This is a genomic window from Butyricicoccus sp. AM32-19 (genome assembly GCF_003480365.1).
In the GTDB taxonomy this organism is placed as follows: domain Bacteria; phylum Bacillota; class Clostridia; order Oscillospirales; family Butyricicoccaceae; genus Agathobaculum; species Agathobaculum butyriciproducens.
The window spans coordinates 18,142-45,105 of the sequence record NZ_QUIX01000005.1; the positions used below are offsets into that span (position 1 = coordinate 18,142).

25 protein-coding genes, 2 tRNA genes and 1 pseudogene are annotated in these 26,964 nt (G+C 54.5%); 16 read left to right on the plus strand and 12 right to left on the minus strand.

Annotation, left to right across the window (positions count from 1 at the left end; genetic code table 11):
* Positions 1 to 108: 108 nt before the first annotated feature.
* The gene (locus DW806_RS05930) at positions 109 to 4,539 is read left to right on the plus strand and encodes an S-layer homology domain-containing protein (RefSeq protein ID WP_158557315.1); all 4,431 of its coding nucleotides are present in this window, start codon (positions 109 to 111) and stop codon (positions 4,537 to 4,539) included.
* A 53-nt stretch (positions 4,540 to 4,592) separates the two neighbouring features.
* Here DW806_RS05930 and DW806_RS05935 read toward each other — a convergent pair whose 3' ends face one another.
* Positions 4,593 to 5,792: an S-layer homology domain-containing protein gene (locus DW806_RS05935; protein WP_117492470.1), complete on the minus strand. Its 1,200-nt coding sequence runs from the start codon at positions 5,790 to 5,792 to the stop codon at positions 4,593 to 4,595.
* Positions 5,793 to 5,972: 180 nt separating this feature from the next.
* On the opposite strand from DW806_RS05935, the gene DW806_RS05940 reads away from it, so the two are divergent.
* The 4 genes from DW806_RS05940 to DW806_RS05955 all read left to right on the plus strand — a co-directional run bounded on the left by DW806_RS05940 (position 5,973) and on the right by DW806_RS05955 (position 10,745).
* On the plus strand, positions 5,973 to 6,158 hold the full coding sequence (locus DW806_RS05940; RefSeq protein WP_110436195.1) for a helix-turn-helix domain-containing protein: 186 nt from the start codon (positions 5,973 to 5,975) through the stop codon (positions 6,156 to 6,158).
* 89 nt (positions 6,159 to 6,247) lie between these two features.
* Positions 6,248 to 7,432 (plus strand): tyrosine-type recombinase/integrase, encoded by a 1,185-nt coding sequence (locus DW806_RS05945; RefSeq protein WP_117492469.1) that lies wholly within the window; start codon positions 6,248 to 6,250, stop codon positions 7,430 to 7,432.
* A gap of 349 nt (positions 7,433 to 7,781) precedes the next feature.
* The gene (gene htpG, locus DW806_RS05950; RefSeq protein WP_118729425.1) at positions 7,782 to 9,692 is read left to right on the plus strand and encodes a molecular chaperone HtpG; all 1,911 of its coding nucleotides are present in this window, start codon (positions 7,782 to 7,784) and stop codon (positions 9,690 to 9,692) included.
* Between the two features lie 144 nt (positions 9,693 to 9,836).
* Complete coding sequence (locus tag DW806_RS05955; protein ID WP_118729426.1) at positions 9,837 to 10,745, plus strand: diacylglycerol/lipid kinase family protein; 909 nt, start codon at positions 9,837 to 9,839, stop codon at positions 10,743 to 10,745.
* A 306-nt stretch (positions 10,746 to 11,051) separates the two neighbouring features.
* Here DW806_RS05955 and DW806_RS05965 read toward each other — a convergent pair whose 3' ends face one another.
* A complete protein-coding gene (locus tag DW806_RS05965; RefSeq protein ID WP_118729428.1) occupies positions 11,052 to 11,636 on the minus strand; it encodes a dipicolinate synthase subunit B in 585 nt (194 codons plus the stop codon).
* Entirely contained in the window at positions 11,633 to 12,085 is a 453-nt protein-coding gene (locus DW806_RS05970) for an NAD(P)-dependent oxidoreductase (RefSeq protein ID WP_158578305.1), read from the minus strand. Before DW806_RS05970 ends, DW806_RS05965 begins: the two co-directional genes overlap by 4 nt.
* A 100-nt stretch (positions 12,086 to 12,185) precedes the next feature.
* Between DW806_RS05970 and DW806_RS15160 the strand changes: the two genes are divergently transcribed.
* Both DW806_RS15160 and DW806_RS05975 read left to right on the plus strand, forming a co-directional pair.
* Positions 12,186 to 12,323, plus strand: coding sequence for a hypothetical protein (locus DW806_RS15160; protein WP_158574396.1), 138 nt, complete (start codon positions 12,186 to 12,188; stop codon positions 12,321 to 12,323).
* Position 12,324: 1 nt separating this feature from the next.
* A complete protein-coding gene (locus tag DW806_RS05975; RefSeq protein WP_118729430.1) occupies positions 12,325 to 13,650 on the plus strand; it encodes a recombinase family protein in 1,326 nt (441 codons plus the stop codon).
* A 3-nt stretch (positions 13,651 to 13,653) separates the two neighbouring features.
* Here DW806_RS05975 and DW806_RS05980 read toward each other — a convergent pair whose 3' ends face one another.
* The 5 genes from DW806_RS05980 to DW806_RS06000 all read right to left on the minus strand — a co-directional run bounded on the left by DW806_RS05980 (position 13,654) and on the right by DW806_RS06000 (position 17,465).
* Complete coding sequence (locus tag DW806_RS05980) at positions 13,654 to 14,514, minus strand: tRNA 2-thiocytidine biosynthesis TtcA family protein (protein WP_118729431.1); 861 nt, start codon at positions 14,512 to 14,514, stop codon at positions 13,654 to 13,656.
* A gap of 16 nt (positions 14,515 to 14,530) precedes the next feature.
* Complete coding sequence (locus DW806_RS05985) at positions 14,531 to 15,652, minus strand: cysteine desulfurase family protein (RefSeq protein ID WP_118729432.1); 1,122 nt, start codon at positions 15,650 to 15,652, stop codon at positions 14,531 to 14,533.
* A gap of 113 nt (positions 15,653 to 15,765) precedes the next feature.
* The gene (queC, locus tag DW806_RS05990) at positions 15,766 to 16,452 is read right to left on the minus strand and encodes a 7-cyano-7-deazaguanine synthase QueC (RefSeq protein ID WP_118285180.1); all 687 of its coding nucleotides are present in this window, start codon (positions 16,450 to 16,452) and stop codon (positions 15,766 to 15,768) included.
* Entirely contained in the window at positions 16,449 to 16,946 is a 498-nt protein-coding gene (gene queF, locus DW806_RS05995) for a preQ(1) synthase (protein ID WP_118285179.1), read from the minus strand. Before queF ends, queC begins: the two co-directional genes overlap by 4 nt.
* Before the next feature lie 18 nt (positions 16,947 to 16,964).
* Positions 16,965 to 17,465 (minus strand): QueT transporter family protein, encoded by a 501-nt coding sequence (locus DW806_RS06000; protein WP_199677276.1) that lies wholly within the window; start codon positions 17,463 to 17,465, stop codon positions 16,965 to 16,967.
* 622 nt (positions 17,466 to 18,087) lie between these two features.
* Between DW806_RS06000 and DW806_RS06005 the strand changes: the two genes are divergently transcribed.
* On the plus strand, positions 18,088 to 18,831 hold the full coding sequence (locus DW806_RS06005) for a sporulation initiation factor Spo0A C-terminal domain-containing protein (RefSeq protein ID WP_118729433.1): 744 nt from the start codon (positions 18,088 to 18,090) through the stop codon (positions 18,829 to 18,831).
* A 127-nt stretch (positions 18,832 to 18,958) separates the two neighbouring features.
* On the opposite strand, the pseudogene DW806_RS16050 reads toward DW806_RS06005, so the two are convergent.
* Together DW806_RS16050 and DW806_RS06015 are read right to left on the minus strand one after the other, a co-directional pair.
* Positions 18,959 to 19,438: pseudogene (locus tag DW806_RS16050) on the minus strand (dipicolinate synthase subunit A N-terminal domain-containing protein); the annotation flags it as partial.
* Positions 19,362 to 20,561: a M24 family metallopeptidase gene (locus DW806_RS06015; protein WP_118729435.1), complete on the minus strand. Its 1,200-nt coding sequence runs from the start codon at positions 20,559 to 20,561 to the stop codon at positions 19,362 to 19,364. The gene DW806_RS06015 and the pseudogene DW806_RS16050, both read right to left, overlap by 77 nt.
* Positions 20,562 to 20,722: 161 nt before the next feature.
* On the opposite strand from DW806_RS06015, the gene cls reads away from it, so the two are divergent.
* The 3 genes from cls to DW806_RS06030 are packed head-to-tail and all read left to right on the plus strand — an operon-like array spanning position 20,723 to position 23,487.
* Positions 20,723 to 22,252 (plus strand): cardiolipin synthase, encoded by a 1,530-nt coding sequence (gene cls / locus DW806_RS06020; protein ID WP_243022657.1) that lies wholly within the window; start codon positions 20,723 to 20,725, stop codon positions 22,250 to 22,252.
* Positions 22,253 to 22,270: 18 nt separating this feature from the next.
* Complete coding sequence (locus DW806_RS06025; protein WP_118729437.1) at positions 22,271 to 23,035, plus strand: threonine/serine exporter family protein; 765 nt, start codon at positions 22,271 to 22,273, stop codon at positions 23,033 to 23,035.
* Positions 23,032 to 23,487 carry a threonine/serine exporter family protein gene (locus tag DW806_RS06030; protein ID WP_118729438.1) on the plus strand — a complete coding sequence of 152 codons (456 nt, stop codon included), beginning with the start codon at positions 23,032 to 23,034 and terminating at the stop codon, positions 23,485 to 23,487. Before DW806_RS06025 ends, DW806_RS06030 begins: the two co-directional genes overlap by 4 nt.
* A 323-nt stretch (positions 23,488 to 23,810) precedes the next feature.
* Here DW806_RS06030 and DW806_RS06035 read toward each other — a convergent pair whose 3' ends face one another.
* Positions 23,811 to 24,131, minus strand: a complete 321-nt coding sequence (locus tag DW806_RS06035; RefSeq protein ID WP_118358757.1) for a permease prefix domain 1-containing protein — start codon at positions 24,129 to 24,131, stop codon at positions 23,811 to 23,813.
* Positions 24,118 to 24,453, minus strand: coding sequence for a PadR family transcriptional regulator (locus DW806_RS06040; protein ID WP_110436934.1), 336 nt, complete (start codon positions 24,451 to 24,453; stop codon positions 24,118 to 24,120). Before DW806_RS06040 ends, DW806_RS06035 begins: the two co-directional genes overlap by 14 nt.
* 178 nt (positions 24,454 to 24,631) lie before the next feature.
* Here DW806_RS06040 and DW806_RS06045 point away from each other — a divergent pair, with 178 nt between their 5' ends.
* The 5 genes from DW806_RS06045 to DW806_RS06065 all read left to right on the plus strand — a co-directional run bounded on the left by DW806_RS06045 (position 24,632) and on the right by DW806_RS06065 (position 26,948).
* On the plus strand, positions 24,632 to 25,123 hold the full coding sequence (locus tag DW806_RS06045; protein ID WP_227109541.1) for a COG2426 family protein: 492 nt from the start codon (positions 24,632 to 24,634) through the stop codon (positions 25,121 to 25,123).
* 120 nt (positions 25,124 to 25,243) lie between these two features.
* A tRNA-Leu gene (locus DW806_RS06050) sits at positions 25,244 to 25,330 on the plus strand.
* Positions 25,331 to 25,375: 45 nt separating this feature from the next.
* A tRNA-Pro gene (locus tag DW806_RS06055) sits at positions 25,376 to 25,451 on the plus strand.
* A gap of 79 nt (positions 25,452 to 25,530) precedes the next feature.
* Positions 25,531 to 26,016, plus strand: coding sequence for a cyclic pyranopterin monophosphate synthase MoaC (gene moaC, locus DW806_RS06060; RefSeq protein ID WP_118479657.1), 486 nt, complete (start codon positions 25,531 to 25,533; stop codon positions 26,014 to 26,016).
* Positions 26,013 to 26,948 (plus strand): XdhC family protein, encoded by a 936-nt coding sequence (locus DW806_RS06065; protein WP_118729439.1) that lies wholly within the window; start codon positions 26,013 to 26,015, stop codon positions 26,946 to 26,948. Before moaC ends, DW806_RS06065 begins: the two co-directional genes overlap by 4 nt.
* The last annotated feature ends 16 nt before the right edge of the window (positions 26,949 to 26,964 follow it).

Consider the following 26,964-nt stretch of genomic DNA (forward strand, 5'->3'; position numbering starts at 1 on the left):
TTATATACACGCCAAATTTCAAGGGGGTGGTTCCAGTGTGCTACTCGGTGCATGGTTAATCCATGCAGTATCGGTTTGGAAATAAGTTTGAGATGGAGGGATGAGGAAATGGATTTTTTGAAGAAACGGCTCAAGCGGCTTACGTCGATGGGGCTGGCATTGCTCTTGTCTGCGTCGGCGTTTCCGGCCACGGCCTTTGCCGCGTCGGACAGCACCAGCACGCTTGCCGAAGTAACGGCAAAGTATATCGACGCGGAAAACGGCAAGGAGATTGCCGAGCAAGAGATATATAGCGTAACACATGAGGAACGGCAGCCGCAGGAAATCGAGAACTACACCTACGTCGATTACACGGAAAACGTCGAGTACGTCTACTCCCATAAGGATCTGACTTATATTGTCGGCTACCCGGACGAAAGCGTGCGGCCGGATGCTTCCATGACCCGTGCAGAAGCAACTACGGTCTTTTACCGTCTCTATGACGGCGAGTATCCAGAGTTTGAGCGCCGCATGTCAAACGGCACGTTCGAGGACGTCAAGACGGATTACTGGTTCTACAAAGAAGTCGAAACGCTGTATAACATTGGAATTGTAGACGGCACGGATGAACACAAATTCTCGCCGGATGCGCCCGTCACCCGCGCGGAGTTTGCCGTCATGGCGGCGCGGTTCGCCAATTTGGACTACGAGGGCGGCAATCTCTTTGACGACGTTCCCAACGGCCATTGGGCGTACAGCTATATCAATGCAGCCGCAAACGCTGGCTGGGTAGAGGGCTACCCGGACGGCAGTTTCCGGCCGGATGAGCCGATCAGCCGTGCCGAGGTCGTGCGGCTGGTAAACGGTATGATTAACCGTAACGTCACGCTGGACAAGCTGAAAGAGCTGGGCATCGAATGTCCGTACAATGATCTGGTTGAGAATCACTGGGGTTACTGCGATCTGATAGAAGCCAGCATTCCGCACAGCGCGGAAGAATGGCACGGCCTCAGCTACAATGACGGTATTTACAACATCATCGTTGAAAAATTCATAGACCAGAACGGCAAGGAACTTGCTGAAACTGTCACCACAGCGGGCAAGGAAGAAAGTTCACCCAAGGTCATCCCGGCATACGAGTACCGCGGCTATATCCGCACGATCGTTTATCAGTACACGAACGGTGATGCGATCCCGTCCATTGAAAAGACGGCGAACGCCAAAACCGCCAATGTAGGCGATACCCTGACCTATACGGTGAAGCTGACGAATGATGAAGCAGCTTCTTCCGCGTGGAAAGAAGTCGTCCTCACCGACGAAATTCCGGACGGCTTGACTTTCGCGGATGGCAGCGTGTACGTAGAAAGCAAGGCGGCAAAGCACTCGTTTGAAAACGGATTGCTTTCTGTCCCTCTGGGCGACATTGCCGCAGGTCAGACGGTTTCAGTCACTTTCAAAGCAACCGTGAACAGCGATATGTACAACCAGACGATCTACAACACCGCAGTCGCCGAGGGCGCAAACGGTATCGTTAAGGATGAAAGCGGTAGCGAAACCGGCAAGTATGAGGACACAGACGACGGTGTTTATATCAACAAGGGCGACACCGCGCCCTATGTGGAAAAACGTGCGGACAAGCCTTCCGCCGAGGTCGGCGATAAGATCACCTATACCGTCACGCTCGGCAACGCAGAGGGTGCCGTTTATGAAATCGAAAACGCTTCCATGACCGACATTATCCCGGCGGAACTGGATTTTGTGGACGGCAGCGTGCAGGTAGACGGTGTAAGTACAGGTTATTCATTCGATAACGAGACCCGTACCCTGACCGTGCCGCTGGACAGAATTGCACCGAATACAAAAACGACGGTTACTTTTGCAGCGACCGTCAATGAATCGGCCTACGGCAAAACAGTTTACAACACTGCGGTCATGTCCGGTGACAATATTTCGGACACCGAGGGCACAGACGACGGTGTTGCCATCGGTGACGGTAAAGCCCGCCCCAGCATTGAGAAGTCGGCGGACAAGTCCTCTGCCAAGGTCGGCGACAAGATCACCTATATTCTGACGCTCTCTAACAGCGAGACCGCGACTGTACCCGTAGAAAATGCGGCCGTTACTGATGTTATCCCTGCTGGCCTGACGTTCGAGTACGGCTCGGTCATGCTGGACGGCAGCGGCACGAGTGATTTCACCTATGATGAAAATACCCGCCTGCTGACGGTAAACGTCGGCAGCATTGAGCCGGATACCAGCCGCACGGTTTCCTTTGTGGCGACCGTCAACGAAGATGCCTACAATACGACGATTCAGAACCTTGCCACCCTGACTTCGGACAACACCGAGCCGGTACAGGACAAGGACGACGGCGTTGTCGTTGCAGACGGTATGACCGACCTGTCCATCAACAAGAGTGTTGATAAATCTTCTGCTCGTGTCGGTGATACTCTGACCTACACGGTACAAGTCTCCAATGGTGCGGGTGCAGAGGTAAATATCCGCGACACGGTGATGCGGGATGCTATCCCGGATGGCCTGACCTTCCGCGGCAACGTCACAGTGGACGGCTACTCAACGGTATATCAGTATGACAATGAAAACCGAACCCTTTCTGTTCCGCTGGATGCGATCGCCCCCGGCCAGACGAAAACTATTTCGTTTGATGTGCTGGTGAACAGTGATGCCTACGGCATGATGATTGAGAACACGGCGGTCGCTTCCGGCAGCAATGCGCCGGATACGGAGGACACGGATGACGGCGTCACCATCGAGAACGGCACGCCGGACGGCCGTGCGGGTGCAAAGTCAGCCAATAAAATGACCGCGCGCGTGGGTGATACAATCACCTACACGATCACGCTGGAAAATAGCGCAATGGCAACGGCGGACTGGACCGGCGTTACCGTGACCGATGCTCTGCCGGATGGTGTGACTTTCACAGGCAACGTCCAGAAAGACGGTCAGGCAACGACGGAATATTCCTACGATTCATCTTCACGCACGCTGACGCTCACGCCTTACGCAATCGCACCGGATACGCAGGTGGTGTACACCTTTGATGTGACGGTAGACGAGGGTATGCAGGGCGAATTTATCGTCAATACGGCTATTCTGACGGATGGCAACGAGCAAACGCCGCTTCCGGATGCAGGCGTGCAGATCAACAAGGGCGAAGCCGACCCGATTGTAACTAAGTCCGCGAGCGTGACCAAAGCTGATATTGGCGATATGTTCACCTATGAGATCACGGTCAAAAATGGCGATAAGGCTACTGCGCCGTGGAAAAACGTCGTGGCATACGACACGCTTCCGGCTGGCGTGAAGTTGATCGGCAACGTGTATCTGGATGGTAAGGTGGCGCTGCATAAGCTGAACGGTAACGCGCTGTCCGTGCTGGTGGGTGATTTGGCTGCAGGCGAAAGCGTAGTAATCTCCTTTGATGTGCAGGTACTTGACACAGCGGCCGGTACGACCCTTCAAAACAGCGTGGATGTGACCGGCGATAACGGCATCGGCACGGCAACAGATGACGGCGTAACCGTACCGGAGGTTGAGCCGCAAAACCCTAATGATGCCACCGGCTTCTATGTCACAAAAGATGTGGATAAGACGGTGGTTGATGTAAGTAAGGATGCCGACGAAGTATCCAGAACGGCAACATTTACGGTTATTGTTGGAAATCACAGTGATATAATGTGGGAAAACGTCGTGCTGAAAGATACGCTGGATACCTCTGTGGTAACGCCTGTTTTGCAAAACAATGTTTATGTGAACGGAGTCCTAAGTAATAAATGGAGTTTTTCAGGCAAGGCATTCACTCTGGAATTGGGTGACATTGCACCCGGCCAATCGCATAAAATTTTGCTTACCGTCCGCTTTAAGAACGATGCAGGCGGCAAGACCTACGTCAACTATGCGACCGGAGAGGGCGATAACGGCAATGCTATCGGAAAGTCGCCGGAAGTTGAAATTATCAGCTCAGTTGCTGATTTGATAACTGATATTCATTATCAGCTTTATAATGGTTATGACGAAAATATGTGGCGACCCGCAGACCGTATTTCACTGCAAGAAGCGTGCATCGTAGCATATCGTCTGATTTCCAACGGCGGGAACACGTGGCTGGACCGTGGCACGGTGACGGTGCCGGACTACGAGTTCAGCATCCCCGAAGAAGCAAAATATTTTGTCTCTATCGGTGTGCTGCCCGCAAGCGTATTCGACACAACGAAAATGACCGAAGATGTTGATTACGAAATCAATTATGAGGTTTCGGAAAAAGGCTATCTGCGAATCTGGGCTACCTCGGAACAGCTTAATACGCTTGTGAAGTATATCACTGGCACGAATGCAGGGCTCAGCGGTGATGTGTCCCGCCTGAATTTTGCCAAGCTGATTTGCCAGCTTACCGGACGGGATACCGACCCGGATACCTCGGCTTACAGCGGCCATATCCAATATTTCACGGATAGTGGTTCTTCTGAGGACCTGATTACTGAAGTCTCGCACGAACACGATTATGTGCTTGACACAGACGGGAATGAGTATTGGATTTAACAATTTTATAGGAAAAGGCAATCCCTCGTTTCGTTGTGAAACGAGGGATTTGCTTACCGATTATTTAATTCTGTTATTGTTAGTTTATCAAAAAGCTGCAAAGCGTACACTTTCTCACCTTGGACATAGGCAGAGACAGCAGTAGTTTTTGAACGGGTGTTGAGCATATTTTCTCGATGACCTTGTGAGCCATACCATTTGTTTAAGTTTTCCTGCGCATTGGTTGTAATTAAACCTATGAGTGCATTTTCAGCATTGCATCCATAACCAACAGATGCGAACACCGAGCCATCCGGTCTTGTATGAGAAATATCCCCGTCTCGTTCGTCAACAATCCAGATTTCGCGGGAACGAGTGTCCGCCCATTCCTGTACTTTCAACGAGTAAGTCAGACGTGGCAAACCGTTTTCTTCGCGCAGGTCGTTGATGGCGTCAAAGGTGGCATTGGACAGGTCATAATCCCAATAGCCGCCGTACTCGTCTACCGCAGATTTGCCGATAGGGCGTAGACTGATTTCATCTGTTACGGTCTGGTTATCGTCTGCGGTTTCGTTGTCGGTATCATCCGGCACAGGCTGTCCGTCTGGTGAAACCGGTGTTTCCGGCTCCGTCGGTTCATTTGCGTCCAAGATGTTTTCCGCGTTCATCAGCATTGTTGCGACTTCGGCACGAGTAGCTGTCCCGTGCGGATTTAACTTTCCGTCCGAGCCGCTGACAATGCCCTTGTTGACGCACCAGCTCATGGCGTTTGTTGCGTAACGGGAAACTGATTGATAGTCCGAGAAATCATAGTATTTATCTGGTATAAAGCCGGTATCTGTATCAAGGCCAAGGTGGTCCGCGTAGCGGTACAGGATGGCCGTAAGCTGCTCGCGGGTGATCGCATCATTCGGGCCGAACTGCGTATCGCTGTACCCGGTAACGAGGTCATTCATGCGCGCCCAGTAGACAGGCGCGCTGTAATAGGCGTTTGTATCTACGTCTGCATAGGGGTATCCCCAGTTGCTTTCGGGCATATCAGGTGAACCTGCCAGTCGGTACAGGATGGTCACGATCATGCCGCGGCTGGTAGTTGCGTTCGGGCTGAACGCCGTATCCGATGTACCATTCATCAGCCCGTTTTCGCAAACATAGTTGACCGCATCGTGATACCAGTCCGACGGACGGACGTCCGAAAAGTTTGAAACATTGGCGGCGCCTGCCGAACAGGTAATAGCTGCCGCACACAAGATAGATGTGATTTCTTTTTTCATAAAGTCATACCCCACAATAAAGAACAGAAAAGTTTATCATGGTTTCATTATATCATGTTGCTGTCCGTTCCGGTAGCGGGCATGGCGCACAAAAACCATGTGGGGATTTTGAATTGCAAACGAGATGCAGTAAATTGTTGCTGCATAGATGATAACCAATACGCAGGAGGGCTGTGGTTTATGGATTATAAAATTTTGACGCAGGACGATTTGCTTGAGTTGTTCCCTTTTGGCAAAACCAAGCTAAAATGCCTGCTGGAAGCAGGCGTATTGCCTGTGGTGAAAGTGGGACGGGATTATTTGACGAATGAACGTGAACTTGACCGGTGGTTTGAAGCAAATAAAGGGAAAGAGATATTTTACTGATTGAATTGCCTTTACAGAGGGACGGCGTTATAATATATGCGTTAGCTGTTTATGCTGCCGCCCCTGTTTATTTGATAGGAGCGATACGCATGAATACAGTAGAAAATATCAATAAAGTTAAGAGAATCCGCGGATATGGGGAGGGTAGTGTATATCAGCGGAAAGATGGCCGCTGGGTCGGCAAATATAAGGACGAAAAGATGTTGAAACCGCGTTATGTCTATGGTAAGACAGAAGCGGAAGCAAGACGGAAATTGCGTGAATTTAAGAAAACAATAGTGCATGGCATTACGGATTGTAGAAAAGTATTGCTTAGCACTTATATTGAGCGATGGTTATATACTTTCAAGGCCGCAGCCGTGGAGAATACCAGCTTTGATCGGTTGGAGTCTGTCTATTACACGCATATCAAGCCGACGCTTGGCGGCTTCCAACTTGGGAATATCAAAGCGGTTGATATTCAAACACTGTTAAACCAGAAAAGCACTGAATATTCTTATACTATCGTCAAGATGATCCGGCAGATACTTTCTGAGGTTTTCCAACATGCCTATACTGAGGGTGACATTCTTAAAAACCCAATGGCAAATGTTATCATGGCAAAACGGAGCAAGTTTAAGCCAGAGCGGAAAATGCTGATATTAGAGGATGCAGAGGTTAAACGGTTGGAGGAAGCAGCCAGAGAGAAGTATGGTACAGGCCGTCCGCTTTTTGTTCACGGAAACCTGATCGTATTTATGCTGCATACCGGCCTGCGGTGTGGTGAACTGCTTGCGCTGGAATGGTCTGATATTGACTTTGAAAGCAAGACGGTATCCATAAATAAAAATCTGGCAAAGATCAAGAACAGGGATACCGGAAAAGATACGTCCAAAAGCACCTTACAGGTAAAAGGCACTAAGACATCCAGCAGCAACCGGATTATCCCACTAAATAGTAAAGCAATCAACGCACTTAGGGAATTGCAGATGATTTACAGGCAATGCGGCATCAAAAGCAAATATGTTGCCTGTTCGCAAAAAGGCGGCTTCCTCACTAATAACCGTATGCACAATTTACTTGAGCGTATGTTGAAGCACACGGGGATAGACAAGCCGCTCACGATCCATCAGCTACGTCACACTTTTGCAAGCCGTGCGTTAAATGCTGGCGTAAGCATCAGCGTAGTAAGCAAATGGATGGGGCATGCCAGTATTTCCACCACATATAATATCTACATTCACGCTATGGAACAGGAACGGCTGACAGCGTTAGACGTTCTTGAAGCTATGTAGCGAAAAGGTGTAACATTGGTGTACGCCTCTCGAAAAAACGACTTAAAGCCCAGTAATATAGGCGTTTAAGGGTGCAAGAGGGGGAAAACCGCAGGTTGTCTACCCTCTTGTGCGCCTGCCGCGCGCAGCGGCACTCCCCGCCGTGGTTCACGGAAAAATTCTCCGCCCGAATAGGGTGAACCGCCTGCACGGTTCGGGCATATCCAATTCTCAATTTCGATTTTGAACAAACCATGAATTTTACAAACCCTACTTGATTTTTTTGCGCAATAGGCTTATTATATCAATGTTGGCACTCGGCGATTGAGAGTGCTAACACCGAACAACAAACACAGAGGTGTATGTAATCATGGCAACCAAGCAGTTTAAGGCAGAATCCAAGCGCCTGCTCGATTTGATGATCAACTCTATTTATACGCACAAGGAGATTTTCCTGCGTGAGCTGATCTCCAACGCATCCGACGCAACGGATAAGCTCTACTATAATGCAATGAAGGAAGGCAAGACCGGTATCACCCGCGACAGTCTGCCGATTGAGCTGACGCTCGACAAGGCAAACCGCCGCTTTATCATCGAGGACCACGGCTGCGGCATGACTGCCGAGGAAATGGAGAACAACCTCGGTACGATCGCGCATTCCGGTTCGCTGGCGTTCAAGAACGAAAACGAAAAGCAGGACGACATCGACATCATCGGTCAGTTCGGCGTTGGCTTCTATGCGGCATTTATGGTCGCAAAGCATGTTGAGGTCGTATCCCGTGCGGCAGGCAGCAACGAGGCCAACCGCTGGGAATCCGACGGTGCGGACGGCTACACGGTTGCACCGTGCGAAAAGGCAGAAAACGGCACGAAGATCGTGCTGACCATCAAGGATAATACGGAGAACGAGAATTACGATGAATTCCTCGAGCCGTACCGCATTCAGGGTTTGGTAAAGAAGTATTCCGATTATATTCGCTACCCGATCAAGATGGATATGACGCGCTCCCGCATGAAGGAGAAGCCGGCGGACGCAGGTGACGACTACAAGCCGGAGTGGGAGGAGTACACCGAGAATGAGACCCTCAATTCCATGGTCCCGATCTGGAAGAAGTCCAAGAAGGAACTGAAGGACGAGGATTACAACAGCTTCTATACGCAGAAGTTCTACGATTATCAGCCGCCGCTGTGCCACATCCATTCCAGTGTGGAAGGTGCGGTAACGTACACGGCAATGCTGTTCATCCCGTCTCACGCGCCGATGGACTACTACACTAAGGATTATGAGAAGGGTCTGCAGCTGTATTCCAACGGCGTACTCATCATGGACAAATGCGCGGATCTGCTGCCCGATCATTTCAGCTTTGTACACGGCATGGTCGATACGGCAGATCTGTCGCTCAACATCTCCCGTGAGATGCTGCAGCACGACCGTCATTTGAAGGCCATTGCGCAGAGCCTTGAGAAGAAGATCAAGAGCGAGCTGCTCAAAATGCAGAAGGATAAGCGCGAGGATTATGAGAAGTTCTGGGCAGCGTTCGGCCGTCAGATCAAGTACGGCGCTTATGTTGAGTACGGCGCGCACAAGGAGCTGCTGCAGGATCTGTTGATGTACCATTCCTCCACGGAGGACAAGCTGGTATCGCTCGCGGAGTACGCTTCCCGCATGAAGGAAGACCAGAAGTATATCTACTATGCTTGCGGCGAGACCATCGACAAGATCAAGCTGCTGCCGGTTATGGAAACGCTGTCCGACAAGGGCTACGAGGTGCTGTGTATGGATGACAGCATTGATGAGTTCTGCGTCAAGATGCTCGCTAAGTACAACGATAAGGAATTCAAGTCCATCGCGGATGCAGACCTCGGTCTGGACAGCGAGGACGAGAAGGAGGAGATCAAAAAGCTGAGTGAGGACAATAAGGATGTCCTCGAAGCGCTCGGCAAGGCGCTCGAGGGCAAGGTTAAGAAGGTCGAGCTGACCAGCCGTCTCAAGAGCCATCCGTGCTGCCTGCGTGCCGAAGGCCCGGTAACGCTCGAGATGGAGAAGGTGCTCAACCAGCAGGCTGCTGTCAACGGCGGTCAGAGCGTACACGCAGAGCGTGTTCTGGAGCTGAATGCCGAGCACCCGATCTTTAAGAAGCTGTGTGCGCTGCAGGCAGAAGGCTCGGATAAGGTAAGCACCTATGCGGATATCCTGTACACGCAGGCGCTGCTCATCGAGGGTATGCCGGTGGATGATCCGGTGGCTTACGCAAATGCTGTTTGCAATTTGCTCTCCTGAGATATATAATAATATAGTTAGTATATAATAGACCGTATACGCGGGGATAAAAGAGTGAATGATTGATGGATTGAGAATAGCGATGCGGCTCGGCTGTGTCGATACTACATTTTATTTATGAACAAAACCGGAAGGTGATGAAACATGAAGAGAATGCTGTGGATACTCAATCCGCATGCGGGACGCGGTGCAATGAGCGGAAAGATCATCGGCTGCGTAACCGCATTTCAGCAGGCAGGATATGATGTGACGATTTATATCACGCAGGGTGCGCAGGATGCAACGCGTGTTGCGCGGGAGCGTGCGGGCGAGTTCGATCGCATTGTGTGTGCAGGCGGTGACGGTACGCTGAATGAGGTGATTACCGGTCTTATGCAGGCGGAGACCCGTCCGGTTCTCGGTTATGTGCCTGCCGGTACGACAAACGACTTCGCGTTCAGTCTGGGCATTTCCAAGGTGCCCGCTGAGGCGGCGGTTATTGCGGCAGGCGATACGCTGCAGGCGCTGGACATCGGCCGCTTCAACGATCGCTATTTTAACTATGTTGCGGCGTTCGGCGCGTTTACCGAGGTCTCTTACGAGACACCGCAGCAGACCAAGAACATTTTCGGGCGTGCTGCGTATATCATCGAGGGCATTAAGGCGCTGACCAACATCAAAACCTACCACATCCGCGTGAACAGCGCGGAAACGCAGATGGAGGATGATTTCATCTACGGTATGGTGACAAACACGGTGTCGGTCGGCGGCTTTAAGACCATCCGGCCGGATGGCGTGGCGCTGGATGACGGACTGTACGAGGTGCTGCTCATTTACCCGGTCGAAAATCCGATGGAGCTGCAGTGGCTGGCGAATGACCTGCTGACGCATAATGTCGAATCTAACCGCTTCGCGTACTTCCGCACGTCAAAAATCAGTTTTTCGTCCGATGACGAGGTAACGTGGACGCTGGACGGCGAGTTCGGCGGTGCATTGCACAATGTGCAGATTACCAACTGCAGCCGTGCGATCACATTTGCCACCGGCAAGGAGCCGGAAGGCAAAGAATCATAAGAAAAGTCCTGCAGAATGCTGGCTTAACCGTGATAAGGAACGAATGCAGTCGTATTGCGGATAGCCGGCGGATTCAGGTGTGCAAGGATCACAAACGCAAAGACAACCGCCCATTTCCGAAAGGAAGGGGCGGTTGTCTTTTGCTGTTTATCAAAAGCAAACTTATTCAATTTCATGGACGAGGTGGCAATCTCCGTATCGGCAGAGCCCGGGATCATAGAAAAAACGGCGTGACTTTCACGGTCACACCGTTCTTTGCGGCACAATAATTACTTGTCACGATTCAGTGTCAGCTCTGCGGGATTTTTATACGTTGGGTGCAAGCAGGATGGGCTGAAGCTGTCTGCCGTTCATGGCCGCGTCAATGGCGGCGGGAATCAGCGTCATGTCTGCGACAAGCGAGCGCGGCTTGTTATGCGGTGCATCCTGCCGCAGCGGTACGAAATAGTAATGCCGGCGATTAAGCAGCGTGCCGAGATTTGCGGCGCTGCCGGACAGACCGTCATTGGTGGAGACCGCCAGCACGACTGGACGTTCTCCGCGCAGATGGCTTTTGACCGCCATGGTTGCAGGCGTGTCCGTCAGACCGTGCGCCAGTCTGGCGAGCGTATTGCCCGTGCATGGAGCAACGATTAGTATATCAAACAGCGCCTTCGGTCCAATCGGCTCGGCGGAAACAATGCTGTCGATAGGGGAGATGCCGGCGAGTGTGGTCAGCTCCTCGCGCCAGTGCGCGGCTGTGCCAAAGCGGGTGTCGAGTGTACCGGCGCTGTCGGACAGAATCGGCGTGACCGTGTCGCCGCGCTCGATGAGTGCTTGTATAACCGGCATGACCTTGGAAAAGGTACAGAACGAACCGGTCAGTACAAAGCCAATGCGGAGTTTGCTCATAAGATGCCCTCCTCGTGCAGAATGGTGTCCACGGTATCGAATATCGCGCGTGCAGCGCTGAGCGGTGCTACCTTGCCCGGAAGAGACAGCGCGTGCAGCACGCGGCAGCCATCCGGAAGCAGGGTATCGGCGGCAACACCGCCCGGCAGAGATGCAAGATCAATGATGAAGCAGGGCGGTTTCATGTCGGATAGTACCTCGGTTGTCAGGATCGGAGCGGGTACGGTGTTGAAAATCAGGTCAAAACCGGCAAGGTGACCGGCGAGCCTGCGTGTATCCAGTGCGTGCAGTCCTGCGGCGGCGATGCGTGCAAAATCACGCGTACAGCGTGCGGAGACTGTGACCTGTGCATCGAGAGCGTACAATTTGCGTGCAAGAAGCATGCCGATCCGTCCAGCACCAATCACCAGACAGCGTGCATTTTGCAGCGTGAACGCAGTTTGCTCCATCGCGAGCTGAAGTGCTCCCTCGCAGGTAGGGAAGGCGTTAGCGGTTTGGCGCATAAACGGGTTTGCCTTCGCATAGACTGCAAGCGAAGGAGGGATAGCCATGAAATTGACCGAACAGGAGCAGGCTGCTGTTTCGCGCGGCATGATCGAGGGTCTGCTCCGCGCTTTGCACGCGGAAGGCGTGCTGCCGCCCGAGCGTCTGGAGCTGGTGCTCGAGCTGCTGTGCGCAGGCCGCTGACATGCTGCGCGTGGCCGCCTATTGCCGCGTTTCCACCTCGCAGGAGGACCAGAGAAACTCGCTGGAGAATCAGCGGCGGTATTTTTCGGAGTACATCAGCCGCCAGCCGGACTGGGAGCTTGTGGAGGTTTATGCGGACGAGGGTCTGTCCGGCACCTCGTCCGACCGGCCTGCCTTTCGGCGCATGCTGGCAGCGGCAGCAGAAGGGGAAATTGACCTGATTTTAACTAAAGAGGTCTCACGCTTTGCCCGAAATACGGTTGACACGCTCGCGTACACGCGGCTGCTGCGCCGTCAGGGAGTCGGTATTGTATTCATTGGAGATCATATCGACACCCGCCAGAATGACGGTGAATTCCGGCTTACCATAATGGCAAGCGTAGCGCAGGAGGAGAGCCGCAAAATCTCTGAGCGCGTCAAGTGGGGGCAGCAGCGCTCGATGGAGCGTGGTGTGGTGTTCGGATGCGATAATATCTACGGGTTTTCCCTGCGGGGTGGGGAATTGACAGTGAATCCCGAGCAGGCGGCAGTCGTCCGCGAGGTGTACCGCCGTTTCTTGATGGACGGCAAAGGCACTTACATCATCGCACGGGAGCTGACCGCCGGGGGCATTCCGCCGCCAAGCGGAAAAGGAAAATCGTGGTCGTCTACGATGGTGCTGCGGCTGCTCCGCAACGAGAAATACTGCGGCGATCTTCTGCAGCGCAAAAGCTGCACGCCGGATTTCCTTGATCACCGCAAGGTGAAAAATGAAGGGCAGTCGCCGCAGGTCTACCTGCGGGATCATCACGAGGCGATTGTGCCGCGCTCGATGTTCGAAGCTGTGCGGCGGGAACTCGACCGCCGGCAGGCAACCCGCAAAGCCGGCAGCCGACCCTCCGCGCGGTACTGGTGCTCCGGAAAAGTGGTCTGCGGACGGTGCGGCAGTCGGTTTGTGCCGCGCAGGGGCGCACAGGCGGACGGTGGTCTGCGATGGGTGTGCGGGAAACGGGTGCAGCACGGCGTGGCAGCGTGTGCGGCTCCGGCAGTTGGGAATCGAATTTTGCTGGACTGCATGAAGCAAATCACGCAGGATTTGCCAATCGATATAGAGGTGGTATTGCGGCAGACCTTACGCGCGATACCTGATATCACACGCGCTGAAAGGCAGCGATTCTGTACGATTTTACGGAAAAAGCTGTACAGTAACACGGTTTACAGTGCGCTGCTCGATCATATCACTGTAACGGGGGAGGGCTTGACTGTACATCTGCACGGCGTGTCCGAACCGCTGTATTTCGACCTTTCGGGCAGAGAAAAGCCGTCCGTGCAACGCACGGACGGCTGAACACTATTCGCTTTTCTTTCCGCGTTCGTCGTAATCATCGAGGAACGAGTGAAGCACGCCGCCGGTCTTGTAACCGGGCATCATATCCAGATTTACCGAGTGGATACTGTTGAAAATGCTGCGCTCAATATTCGGGTTGTCGCGGCGCAGATGGCGCAGCAGAATCTTGACCTCCTGTCGCTTGGAACCGCCTCCGCCGTTGTCGCACATCGTACAGTTTTCGGTGAAGCGGCACGCGCACTGGATAAATTCGAGGTCGTTATACTGCTTCCACGCGAGGATATCCTCCTCGTGAATGCAGTACAGCGGACGAATCAGCTCCATGCCTGCAAAGTTGGTGCTGTGCAGCTTGGGCAGCATGGCCTGCATCTGCGAGCCATAGAACATACTCATCACGGTCGTTTCAATGACATCGTTGAAGTGGTGGCCGAGCGCGATCTTGTTGCAGCCAAGCTCCTGCGCCTTGCTGTACAGATAGCCGCGGCGCATCCGCGCACACAGGTAGCACGGGTTCTTCTCACTGTTGTTGGCAACCGCGAAAACATCGGTCTCGAACACGGTGATCGGGATATGCAGCAGTGCGGCGTTGCTCTCAATTTTATTGCGGTTGATCTCGTTGTAGCCGGGGTCCATAACGAGGAAAACCACCTCGAACGGCACCTCGCTGTACCGCTGGAGCAGCTGCATCAGCTTGGCCATCAGCATGGAATCCTTGCCGCCCGAAATGCACACGGCAATTTTGTCGCCCGGCTGAATCAGCTGATACTGACGGATCGCCAGTGTAAACGGGTTCCAGATGGTCTTGCGAAATTTTTTGATGATACTACGCTCGATCAGCTCGTGCGGCTGTAAATCTCGTTTCATAATGATGCTCCCTGTATTACTTGACTAACTCGTGATAGCACGCGTCGAAAACGGCCAGAAATTCGTGGATTTCCGCATCTGTGGTGAGGTGGCTCAGGCTGATGCGCCACGAGGACAGCGCATTGCGCCGGTCGCGGCTGACAGCGAACACCGCCCGGGAGGGAAGTCCGTCCGCCGAGCAGGCGGATTTGACCGATACGCACACGCCTTTTTCGGACAGCGCGCGCTGAAATACGGTGCCTTTCACATTCTTGACGCTCAGATTGAGGATATGCGGCACGGCGTGCTCCGGGCTGTTGATATGCACCGCGGGATACGCCGCAAGTGCCTTCCGAAGCCGTTCGCTGTGGCGCTGAACGACCGCACAGCGGCTCTCACGCTCATCGCATGCCAGCTGCAGTGCCAGTGCGGACGAAGCCGCCAGACCGAGTGCGGGCGTGCCGCTGCGGTACAGCGTCGTGCTGGCACCGCCGTTCATTTGCGGTTCGAGCGGCATACGGCTGCGCTTGAGCAGCACGCCGCTGCCGCAGATGCCGCCAAACTTGTGCGGCGCAAAGCTCAGCGTGTCGATGCCGGAAAAGTCCACCGGAATACGGCCGATGGCCTGCGTTGCGTCAACGTGCAGACGGCAGTTCGGATGGTCAGCCAGCAGCGCTGCGATTTCGTTTACCGGCTGAATGGTGCCAAGCTCGCTGTCCACCGCGCAGATGGCAACGAGAACGGTATCCGGACGCAGAAGCTCGCGCACTTCCTCCGGGTCAACCGTGCCGTCCCGTCCGATGGAGAGCAGGTCGATCTCCCAGCCGCGCTCCTGCAGAGCGGTCAGGCTACCGCTGACCGAGGAATGCTCGAGCGGTGTGGAGATGATATGCTTGCCGATATGCCGTGACGCCTGTGCGATGCCCTTGATGGCGAGGTTGTTCGCCTCGGTCGCACCCGAGGTAAAGATGACCTCGGCAGGGGACGCGCCGGTCAGCGCCGCAATCTGCTCGGTGACGCGCGCCATTTCCTCGCGGGCGGCTTTGCCCGCCGCGTGTACCGAGTTCGGGTTGGCCGGAAACCGGCGTTCTATATCGCAGAATCGCTCCAGCACCGCAGGGTCCGCGGGTGCATGGGCGGCATAATCGAGATAAATCATAGCATGGACTCCTCAAAATAAGGTTAACGGCTATAATCATAGCATTCTTATAGGAAAAAGTCAAGATGGATAGAAAAAGACTGCTGTCTCCGATGAAACAGCAGTCTTTTGTTTTACCTCATTGCGGGGTCGGTCACGCCGTTGGCCTCGAACGCGCGGATGCGGTCCAGACAGGTGCCGCACTTGCCGCACGGCTTGTCACCGCCCTCGTAGCAGCTCCACGTCAGCTGATAGGGAACCTGCAGCCGCAGACCTTCGGCAACGATCTGCGCCTTGTTCCAACGCACGAACGGAGCCTCGATGCGGACATCACCGCCCGAGCCGAGTACGATGGAGTGGTTCATCGCATTTACGAATTCCTCGCTGCAGTCGGGATAGGCATTGCCGGCGGCATCGTCGTGATGTGCACCGTAGTAAATCACGCTGCAGTTCTTGGACAGCGCAACGCTTGCCGCTGCCGACAGGAACAGACCGTTGCGGAACGGCACATAGGTCGTAACCGGCTTGCCGCCGCGCTGCGCGAGCTGCTCGGCGTAGGATTCCTCGGGGATGTCCTCAGTCGAGTGGGAAAGCAGCGAGCAGTCGCTGTACGCGAACACCGGCGTCAGGTCGAGAGACGTGCCCTCGATGCCGTAGTATTCGAGAACCGCCTTTGCAGCCTGGATCTCCTTAACGTGCTTCTGACCGTAGTAAATGGACAGCGCACACACATTCTCCTTGCCGTGCTTCTCGATGGCAAGCGCAAGACAGGTCGTGCTGTCCACGCCGCCGCTGCACAGGACCATTGCCTTTTCGCTCATCGGTTGTCCACCTTCTCCGGGTACAGATCGTGGTGGGTGAGACGCTCGAATGCAACCTCCTCCCAGCGGGTGCCGGGCTTGCCGTAGTTGCAGTACGGGTCGATCGAGATGCCGCCGCGCGGCGTAAATTTGCCCCAGACCTCAATGTACTTCGGGTCCATCAGACGGATGAGATCCTTCATAATGATGTTTACGCAGTCCTCGTGAAAATCGCCGTGGTTGCGGAAGCTGAACAGATACAGCTTGAGCGACTTGCTCTCTACCATGCGCTCGCCGGGCACATAGGAGATATAAATGGTAGCAAAGTCCGGCTGGCCGGTCATCGGGCACAGGCTGGTGAACTCCGGGCAGTTGAATTTGACAAAATAGTCGTTGTCCGGATGCTTGTTCGGGAAAGTCTCCAGCATTTCGGGCGCGTAGTCCGAGGGATACTTGTTCTTCTGGCTGCCGAGCAGCGTGACGCCGTTCAGTTCTTCTTTATTTCTTCCGGTCATGGTTGCATTCTCCTTACATTAACTAGCCTTAGTTGCCTTGGGATACAGTGCGCGCTGCAGTACGTTCACCAGAACGACACCGCAGACCGCAGGTACGGACTGACCGATGCACAGGCTGGTGGCAAGTACAGAATACGGAACGTGCAGCAGATAGCTCAGATAGCTCGATACGCCGAGACCGGGCACAAGGATGATCGGGAGGATCATCAGCCAGCGGCTCCAGCCCTTGCGGCGGATGAGCACGATGATCGCGGTAACGATGATACCGACGAAGCAGCCTCCGAACCAGTCCAGCAGACCGAGTCCGCCAAACAGAAAGTTGGCAATGAAATTAGCGAAACCAAGCGGCAAAACCAGGAACGGAAACAGGTAAGCGAGCGCATACAGAGCCGTCGCAATGCGGATCTGGTACGCACCGAAAGAGAAGCTCTGCGTAAAGTACAGCACAACAACGTAAAGTGCCATCACCATAGCAGAAACGGTCAGTTTTTGAACCTTGCTCATGTTTTCTTTTACCATATTTCGTTCACCTCCAAATAATGCACACAACAACGTTGATTGGAAACCTAAGGCAACACCGCACAATTAAGACTACGGTGCTTTGCGGAAATTTTGTGACCTGACTTTGGCTTCGGTTCCTTGCGCGAGTTCCGTCCGCGCTGCCGAAGTTTCACGGTAATACATCAAGTATTACCGCAAAACTGTGCCTCGTCAGTACGCAAAATTTACTCGCAAATCACTCTTGTTCAATTATGCGGTATTGCCTTAAAATTTTTCTGTTTCGTTGTCCCTAGTTTTGTTTTACGACAGGATGGTTTCGAACTGTCATTCCATATCCGGAAGCAAAGTGCCGAACGGCACAAACGATAGTATAGCGTATTTTTGCCGTTTATGCAAGTGTAAAAGCAGCAAAACATGGTTTTGATAGAGAGATTATGCGGTTTCACCAAGAAGCGCGGAATCCCTGCCCGACAGAGAGAAAACCGGACATTCGACAGAAAAAACGCGGTCTTGTCGAAAATTGTCGATAAATATGCGGGAAAAAGCAGGGATATCCGCTTGCGCGGACGCGCTGAATATGTAAAAATAAGATGTAATCCGTAAATCGGCATAAGATAGAGAAAGCCGGGGAAAGCAGTAAATGAAGATCAAACAAGGCAAAATGCGTATTTTACTGGCGTGTGCGGACGAGTCTCTGCTGAAACAGACAAAACAGCTTATGCAGGCGAGCAATGAGCTGGAGCTTGTCGGCAGTACGTCGAACGGCACGAAGGCGTGGGAAATGATTCGACAAAAAACGCCGGATATGGTCGTGCTGGATACCGACCTGCCGTATGCAGACGGCTTTGCCGTTGCGTCATGGATGAGACAGAATAAGATGTGGGATACGAGCATTATCCTGCTCAGCTCGTTCATCGGCGGTCAGACCTATGTGGAGTGCAGCCTGCTGCACATTAACGTGCTGCTGCGTAAGCCAATCTGCGCGGATGCACTGTATGAGCGCATCAAGCTGGCGGTCACCTGTACCAGTCGGGGAGACACGGTGGAGCAGCGGCTGGCCCAGATCCTGCGTGAGCTGGGTATGCGCGAGCAGACGATCGGCTATCAGTGTGCATTGCTGACCGTGTGCCTGTATCGGGAGACCAACGGTGCCAGCATTACCAAGATCATTTATCACAGTGTCGCGCAGCAGCTGAACAGCGAAGGCAGTAATGTGGAGCGCAATATGCGCTACGCCGTTCACCGCGCATGGGATAAGTGTGATAAAGCCGTGCTTGCCAGGTATTTCGGTGAAGCGCGTGCACAGGATAAGGAGCCGCCGAGCAACCGCGAATTCTGTGCGGCTCTCGTGGAGTATCTCCGGCAGGAAGCCTGCCGCCTGTAACCGGACAGCCTGTGCTTTTTGCAAATGCGGCAGGTACCGCGTTGCGGATCGCCAGCTCCTCGCGGGATAAGTAGTCGATGAGTGTCAGTCCGTTCTGCACCGCGCGGGCGTGTACGGAAAAAGGCACGGCACCGGCCAGCGTCAGTGTTCCGGCGGGAATGGTATCGAGTACATCGCCGATCGTGTGCTGTGCATTGGCAAGCGGCGCGTTCAGGCTGCCGTCTCCCATCTGCACCGGCATAGGCAGAATGACCGCGCGTGCATCGTCAAGGCACGCCTGCAGGTCGCTTACAGCCGTGCAGCCTGCGGCGGGACGGCGCTCGAGTGCAAATGTGCGCACGGTGTGGCCTGCTTCGTGCAGCAGCTCGGCTAAATACGCCTGACGCACATCACCGCCGACGACGGCGAGAGTCGTCGATTGATTCATAAGCAAAAACCTCCTTTGCGCCATTCTATGCCGGATGCAAAAGAGGAGTGAAAAGAGAACATCCGCTCTTTGTACAAACAGAGAGCGGATATTTTTGTATAGATTACTGATTGAGTACCTCGAACAGCGTGTCGCATGCGCCGGTGAGCGACTGCGCAGGACCGTCTGCGGTGATCTCATAGGTGTTTTCGCAGCCGATGAGGCCGACACCCGGAATCGCGATCTTCGGCTCAACGGCAAGCGTCATGCCGGACTCGAGCGGAGCCGAGAAGCCTTTGGCGAGAACCGGTGTTTCGTCCATTGTCAGACCGATGGAGTGGCCGAGGAACTTGCAGCCGTTCATAAAGCCTTCGCGGAACGCAGGATCGACGAGAGAGAGGATCTTCTCGTAAATCTCAGCCGGAACGGCACCGGCGCGAAGGAGAGATGCAGTTTCGTTCTCCAGCGCAATGCACTGCTCGTGCGCCGCACGGATCACGCCGCTCTGCGGATGCTTGTCCAGCTCGCCGTAGTAGAACGTAATACTCTTATCGGTATGGTAGCCGCGCCAGCCGCACGGAATGTCCAGCAGGACGGTGTCGCCTTCGTGCAGCTTGCGCTCAGACGAGCCGATGGACTTCATTGCGGTCGAGGTGCCGATACAGCCGGAGGGACTGTCCAGCGCGGTGGGACACAGGCTGTTTTCGCTGAAGCTGGCAATGCCGAGCACGTCCTCAGCTGCCGGCTGATTGTAGCGCGAGATACCCATGCCGCCGCGGTCCACGATGGCGGTGCAGATCTCGCTGCACAGGCGTGCTTCGCTGACGCCTTCGCGCAGGAACGCCGGAGCAAGTCCCTCGATGACATAGCGGTGCAGTCTGCCGGATTCGCGCATACAGTCAAGCTCATACGCGCTCTTGACCGAGCGCAGCGCGCTGAGCACGCCGTCCATCGGCTTGGGTGCAAACGGCAGATGCTTGTTCAGCATGGAGAGCTTTTGCAGCGTCATGGTCTTTGCGGCAACGTAGACGGTCTCCGGAATATCCGGATAGACCTCCTTGATGCCGCGGAAGCTGCCCATCGGACGGATGTCTGCAAAGGCGGATTCGTCCTTTGCAACATCAAACGAGCGGCGGACGAACAGCGTAGCCTGATCGGGTGTCACGACAAGTGCGCCATCCTGCATGGTGCCGGTGAAGTAGTACATGTCGAGCGTGTTGTCGAGCAGAAGCATGGACCACGCAGGGTCCTTCTCGGTCATGGCACAGCGCAGACGGTCGAGCCGCGTGTTCAGTTCGGCGGCGGGCACGGAAATATGGGGCATGGATGATCCTCCTGTATGATTAACGGTGGTTTACGAAAATGTTACTTTTAGTGTAGCACATATTTAACCGGAGAGCAACGCAGACGCGTTGACTTTTTATACCTTGTGCGATATGATTATAGTCTATGGAAGGACTGCGCTGTGCAGGGAAGGGAGAGATTATGATGCGCAGAAAAGTAGGCAAGCTGCTTGGCGACCGACGCGTTGTCGGCGGATTTCTGCTGCTGATGCAGCTGGCAATCGTTATGTTCGGCGTAAGCTGGGCAAGTATGGAATATCACTGGCTGACACCGGCACTGACCGTGCTGAGCGTTATCATTGTCATCTGGCTGGTGCGTAAGTACGACAACCCGATGTACAAGATAACATGGATACTGGTTATTGTGCTGCTGCCGCTGTTCGGCGGCTTGTTTTATCTGTTCTGGGGCAATACGCCGCTCAATCGGGCGCGTACCCAACATCAGTACGAGCCGAAACCGCCGGATTTCACCGACTATATGCGTACACCTGCTACAAAGGAGCTGATCGAGCAGCATCCGCGTCATGCAGCACGCGCCCGTTACATCGAGACGCTGGACGGTATGCCGGTGTGGACCAACACGGAGACGAAATATTTCCGTGTCGGCGAGGAAATGTTTGACTCCATGTGTGAGGAGCTGCGCCACGCACAGAAGTTCATCTTTCTGGAGTATTTCATCATCGAAGAAGGCATAATGTGGGATACGATCCTTGATATCCTGCGGGAGAAGGCGGCCACCGGACTGGATGTGCGCGTGCTGTACGACGACGTTGGTTCGATCTGCACGCTGCCGAAAGACTACGACCGCTATCTGATGAGCCTCGGCATTCACGCGGTGCGCTTTAACCGCTTTATCCCGACGCTGAACACCTATCTCAATTACCGCAACCATCGCAAGATGACGATTATTGACGGCAATGTCGGTTATATGGGCGGTATCAATCTGGCGGATGAGTATATCAACAAAAAGGTGCGTTTCGGCTACTGGAAGGACACCGGCATCATGCTGCGAGGTGAGGGAACAGCCAATATGACCGCCCTGTTCCTGCAGATGTGGGAGTATGTCACCGGCGAGGACATGCCGCCGCTCGAAAACTATCTGCCGACCGCCAAGCTGCCGGCAGACGGCTATGTGCAGCCGTTTGCGGATTCACCGCTCGACGACATCAATATCGGTGAATCCACCTACCTGCAGATCATCCATAACGCGCGAAAGTACGTTTATATCACCACGCCGTACCTTGTGCTGGACAACGAGATGATTACGGCGCTGACCATTGCGGCGCAGTCCGGCGTGGACGTGCGCATCCTGACGCCGGGCATCCCGGATAAAAAGCTGGTGTACATGATCACACGTTCGTACTATCAGCAGCTGCACCGAGCGGGTGTGAAGATTTATGAGTACCGACCGGGCTTTCTGCACGCGAAAACCATCGTGTCCGATGATGATACGGCGGTGGTCGGTACAATCAACATGGATTTCCGCTCATTCTTCCTGCACTTCGAGTGCGCGACCTGCTTCTACAACAGTTCGGTCGTTGCCGCTGTTAAGCAGGATATTATAGAGACCATCAATGTCAGCCGCCGGATTGACGATGAATGGCTGCGCCGAATGCCGTGGATTCGGTCGATCACGGCAAGCGTGCTGCGTCTGTTCGCGCCGCTGCTGTAATGAGAGGAGCGTGGTTTAATGGACCGACCGGAGCAGACACTTTCCGCTGTGTTGGATGCGGGAGAGCTGCTGCTGACCTCAGGTGCTGAGGCAGCCCGCGTAGAGGATACCATGCGCCGTCTGGCACGCGCCTACGGTTTTGTACGAGCGGATGTGCTGACCATCACGGCCAGCATGGCAGTAACGGTACGGACGGCGGACGATCAGGTGATCACGCAGACGCGCCGCATTCTGCGGCGCGGAACCGATATGCGCTGCATTGAGGCGGTCAACGAGCTGTCGCGCGAGGTATGTGTGAATCCTGTTCCGCCGGAGGAATTGCACGCACGGCTGGAGGCGATACGCACCGCACCGGATAAGCTGCGCTGCCGGCTGCCGCTGGCGTATCTGATCACGTCAGGCTCGTTCGCTGTGTTCTTCGGCGGCACCTGGAGAGACGGCGCTGCCGCCATGCTGTGCAGCGTGCTGTTGTATGTCATCGGCGTGCTCGGCGATCGGATTTCGCTGCAGCCGCTGGTGCTGACCATGGTCAGCTCGGCGGCGATGTGCGCGGCAGCGGCTCTCACGGTAAAAACCGGCATGGGACAGAATCTGGACTATATCATTATCGGCAACATCATGCTGCTGATTCCGGGCATTCCGTTCGTCAACTCCATGCGCGATATTTTCGTGGGTGACACCATTACCGGACTGCTCAGCGCGTTTGAAGCGGTTTTGAGAGCGCTTGCTATCGCGGCAGGCTGCGCGCTCGTGCTCATGCAGACTGGGGGCGGTGCCGTATGACAGGTGAAATCCTCCTGCAGATTGTCATGGCGATGATTAGTGCGCTCGGCTTCGGACTGCTGTTTCATATTTCCGGCAGCCGCCTGATTACGATCATGCTGGGTGCTGCGGTAAACTGGGGTGTATATCTGTTGGCGATGCAGTGGTATGATAACCGCGTGACCGCGTTTTTTGTCTCTACGTTGGCAACGGCCGCACTGGCCGAGGTGCTCGCGCGGTTGCTCAAAGCGCCTGTCATCACGCTGCTCGTGCCTATGCTGGTGCCGCTGATTCCGGGCGGCGACCTGTATTACACGACGCTTGCGCTCGTGCAGGGCGACACGGCAGGCTTTGCTCGATACGGTACGCTGTTCATCGAGGAGGCGGGCGCGATGGCGTTCGGCGTCATCCTTGTGGCGTGCTTGGTGCAGACTCTCGGCAAGCTGTGGCTGCTGCACAGTGCAAGAAAATAAAGGCAACACCGCTATGCGGTATTGCCTCAGTCTGTCAAAAAAATATTATTTTAATTTTTACGCTTCGTGCGGCAGCACGCATAAAATAGAATTTGCGGAGCAAATTCATAAATTCCGGGAGCATGTATCTCGGAATTTATACAAGGGAAGAAAAAATGTGCCCGCAGGGCGCGGTTTTTCTTCGGTATTCGCTCGAAAGCGTGGTTTCGAGCGAGAGGATGCTCGGAAAACGTTAGTTTTTCGACAGCCTCAGGCAACACCGCTATGCGGTATTGCCTAAAGAAAGCGTTCTGTAAATCTCATACAGAACGCTTTTGTGCTGTTTACAGCAGGTAAATTGTCAGATATAACGCACAGAGCAGAATGGCAATCCATACAGTGGCGGAAATCACGTTGTACACTACCCGTGCAAGCGGCAGACGCGCCTGCCGCAGAGCCTTTCCCAGCACATCCGGATCACCAAGTGCGCGCAGCACCTGACGCACAGCCTGCTCCTGTGTGAGGCTGCCGCGGCAGCGCAGCTCCTCCGCGCGGCTGAGAATATGGTCGGTCAGCTCCCGCCGAACGCGGGCACGGTAAGGCGGCCACAGGAGATGCCGGCACACGCGGTGCAGGTACGGCGCAATCAGCTTATTTGGTGACACAGGCGCCACCTCCGATTGGCTTGCGGCAGGTTTTCCACTGTTCCCGGCAGCAGGTGAGCGTTTTCACGCCCTGACGGGTCAGCCGGTAAAAACGGTGCGTGCCGTCCTCGGTCTGCCGTTCACAGGAGCGGACATCGCCGCGTGCCTCAAGTCCGTGCAGCAGGGGATACAGGCGGCTTTCGCGGATGGCAAACGCGCAGTCTGAGCGGCATTCCACCTCATGCAGCAGTTGAAAACCGGTCTTGTCCGCCTCCTCAAGCAGAGAAAGCACAAGCAGAGCCGCGCTGTCGTAAAAGGCAGCGTCTTTTTGTCCTCGCGGCATGGAGATCCCCTCCTTTATATATTCAGTATAACCGCTCGCGAGGGGTGCGTCAAATTATTTTACACAGATTTTACGATTGCAGCGCTTGCGTTTGTATGCGGAATAGGGTATCATTAACAAGTATATCTGTGTGAATATTCGCTGTTTACCATAGAACACTTGTCAGGAGGAAAAAATCGTGTTTTCATCGTTATTCAACTGGCTGATGGGCGCAGGCCGTGAACTGGCGGTTGTGCTCATCTCCATGGTTCCGCTGGTAGAATTGCGCGGTGCGGTCCCGCTGGGCGCGGTCGCAGGCGTGCCGGCGATCGAGCTGATCCCGCTGGCTGTGATCGGCAATATGATCCCGATCCCGTTTTTGCTGTTCTTCGGCGAAAAGCTGCTGGACTGGGTGTGCTCGCTCGGCCCGCTTTCCGGCTTTGCCACCAAGTACCGAGAAAAGCTGCTCGGAAAGACCGGTCAGGTCACCCGGTATGAACGGCTGGGTCTGTTCCTTTTTGTGGCGATCCCGCTGCCGGGCACCGGAGCATGGTCGGGTGCATTGATTGCAACGCTGCTCAAAATGCCGAAAACCAAGGCGCTGACTTCGATTCTGTGCGGCGTAATTGTTGCAGGCTTTATTATGCTGCTCGGTTCTCAGGGTGTAATTGGCGTTGCACATTTGTTTTAAAAGATAACAGCCATTCCCACGGGAATGGCTGTTATCTTTTGCAGCAGTGAAAGAAAAATACCCTTTTCGAAAAATTCCTCTTGCCAACCGGTGCGATTTACGATATAATAACTATGTTATGCCGGTGTGATGGAATTGGTAGACGTAGTGGACTCAAAATCCACCGCTGGCGACAGCGTACCGGTTCGAGTCCGGTCACCGGCACCATCAAGCGCCTCGGTTCCTCGGAATACGGGGCGCTCACAATACTATCCGGGTGTAGCGCAGTTGGTAGCGCGCCTGCTTTGGGAGCAGGATGCCGCAGGTTCGAATCCTGTCACTCGGACCAGATGAAACACCGCTTAAACGTCGTTTTGAGCGGTGTTTTTTGTGTTTGCGGAACAAAATAAATTTTCGGGAGGAACAACATGAAACTGACCCATTTGGATGAAAACGGTGCAGCGCACATGGTCAACATCGGCGCGAAGCCGGTCACGCAGCGCGAAGCGGTGGCGCAGTCCGTGCTGACCATGCAGCCGGAGACGCTGCGCATGATCCTTGACGGAACAGTGCCCAAGGGCGATGTGTTCGCGTGCGCGCGTATCGCGGGCATTATGGCGGCCAAGCGGACGGCAGAGCTGATCCCGATGTGCCATCCGATCCCGATCGAGAGCGTGGACATCGCCATTGAGGCTGTCTCGGAGACGCAGGTGCGCGTTGTCAGCACGCTGCGTTGTTCGCACAAGACCGGCATTGAGATGGAAGCACTTACGGCAGCCACTGTTGCTGCGCTGACCGTCTACGACATGTGCAAGGCGGTGGACCGCGGTATGCGTATTGATGAGACGCTGCTGCTGCACAAGACCGGCGGCAAAAGCGGCGATTATCACGCGGAAGGAGCGACGGCACGATGACTTTGCTGGAACAGCTGCAGGCTGCCGCGGAAAATGCTCGCAAGGGACTTCCGGCGGCGCTGACCATCGACGCGGATGGCGTACAGTACACGCGCAATTTCATGCCGCAGGAACGCCTGATTCTGCTCGGCGGCGGCACGATCGCGCAGCCGCTTTGCCGCTATGCGGCCGATCTCGGTTTTGAGCTGGTTGTGGCGGACGACCGGCCGTCTTTTGCCAATCATCCGCGCTTTCCGGAAGCAAAGCAGATCGTATGTGATCTGTTTCCGGCGGCAATCGAGAAAATCGGCATCCGAGAGAGCGATTACGTTGCCGTTATCACGCGCGGGCATCGTTATGACGCGGACTGCCTGCGGGAGCTTCTGCGCGGCACCATGCCGCGCTATCTCGGCATGATCGGGTCGAAGCGGCGCACGGTCGGTCTGCTGAACATGCTTGAGGAAGAAGGCTTCTCTCGGGCAGATCTCGACCGCATTCATACGCCCATCGGTCTGGACATTGGTGCGCTGACCGTCAAGGAGATTGCGATTTCTATCGTGGCAGAGCTGATCGCGGAACGCCGCCGCACGACCGATCGCCGTTCCAAGAGTAGCATTCTCACCGCAGAGGACATCGACCTGCCGCTGCTGGAAACCGCTGCACGCGGTGATATTCCCAAAACGCTCATGCTCGTGTACGAGACCAGCGGTTCCACGCCGGTAAAATCCGGCTCGTACATGGTGGTCGATGCCAATACGGCTACCGCAGGCACCATCGGCGGCGGCTGCAGTGAGAGCGCCGTTATGCGGCAGGCGTACTACTTGATTGGGACCGGCGAGCACAAGTGCGTCACCATCGACATGAGCAACGACATTGCTGCACAGGAAGGTATGGTTTGCGGCGGGCAGATGAAGGTGTTGCTGGCGGATTTGGGTACGAAAAAATCGACATAAAGTGAAAAAATTGTCG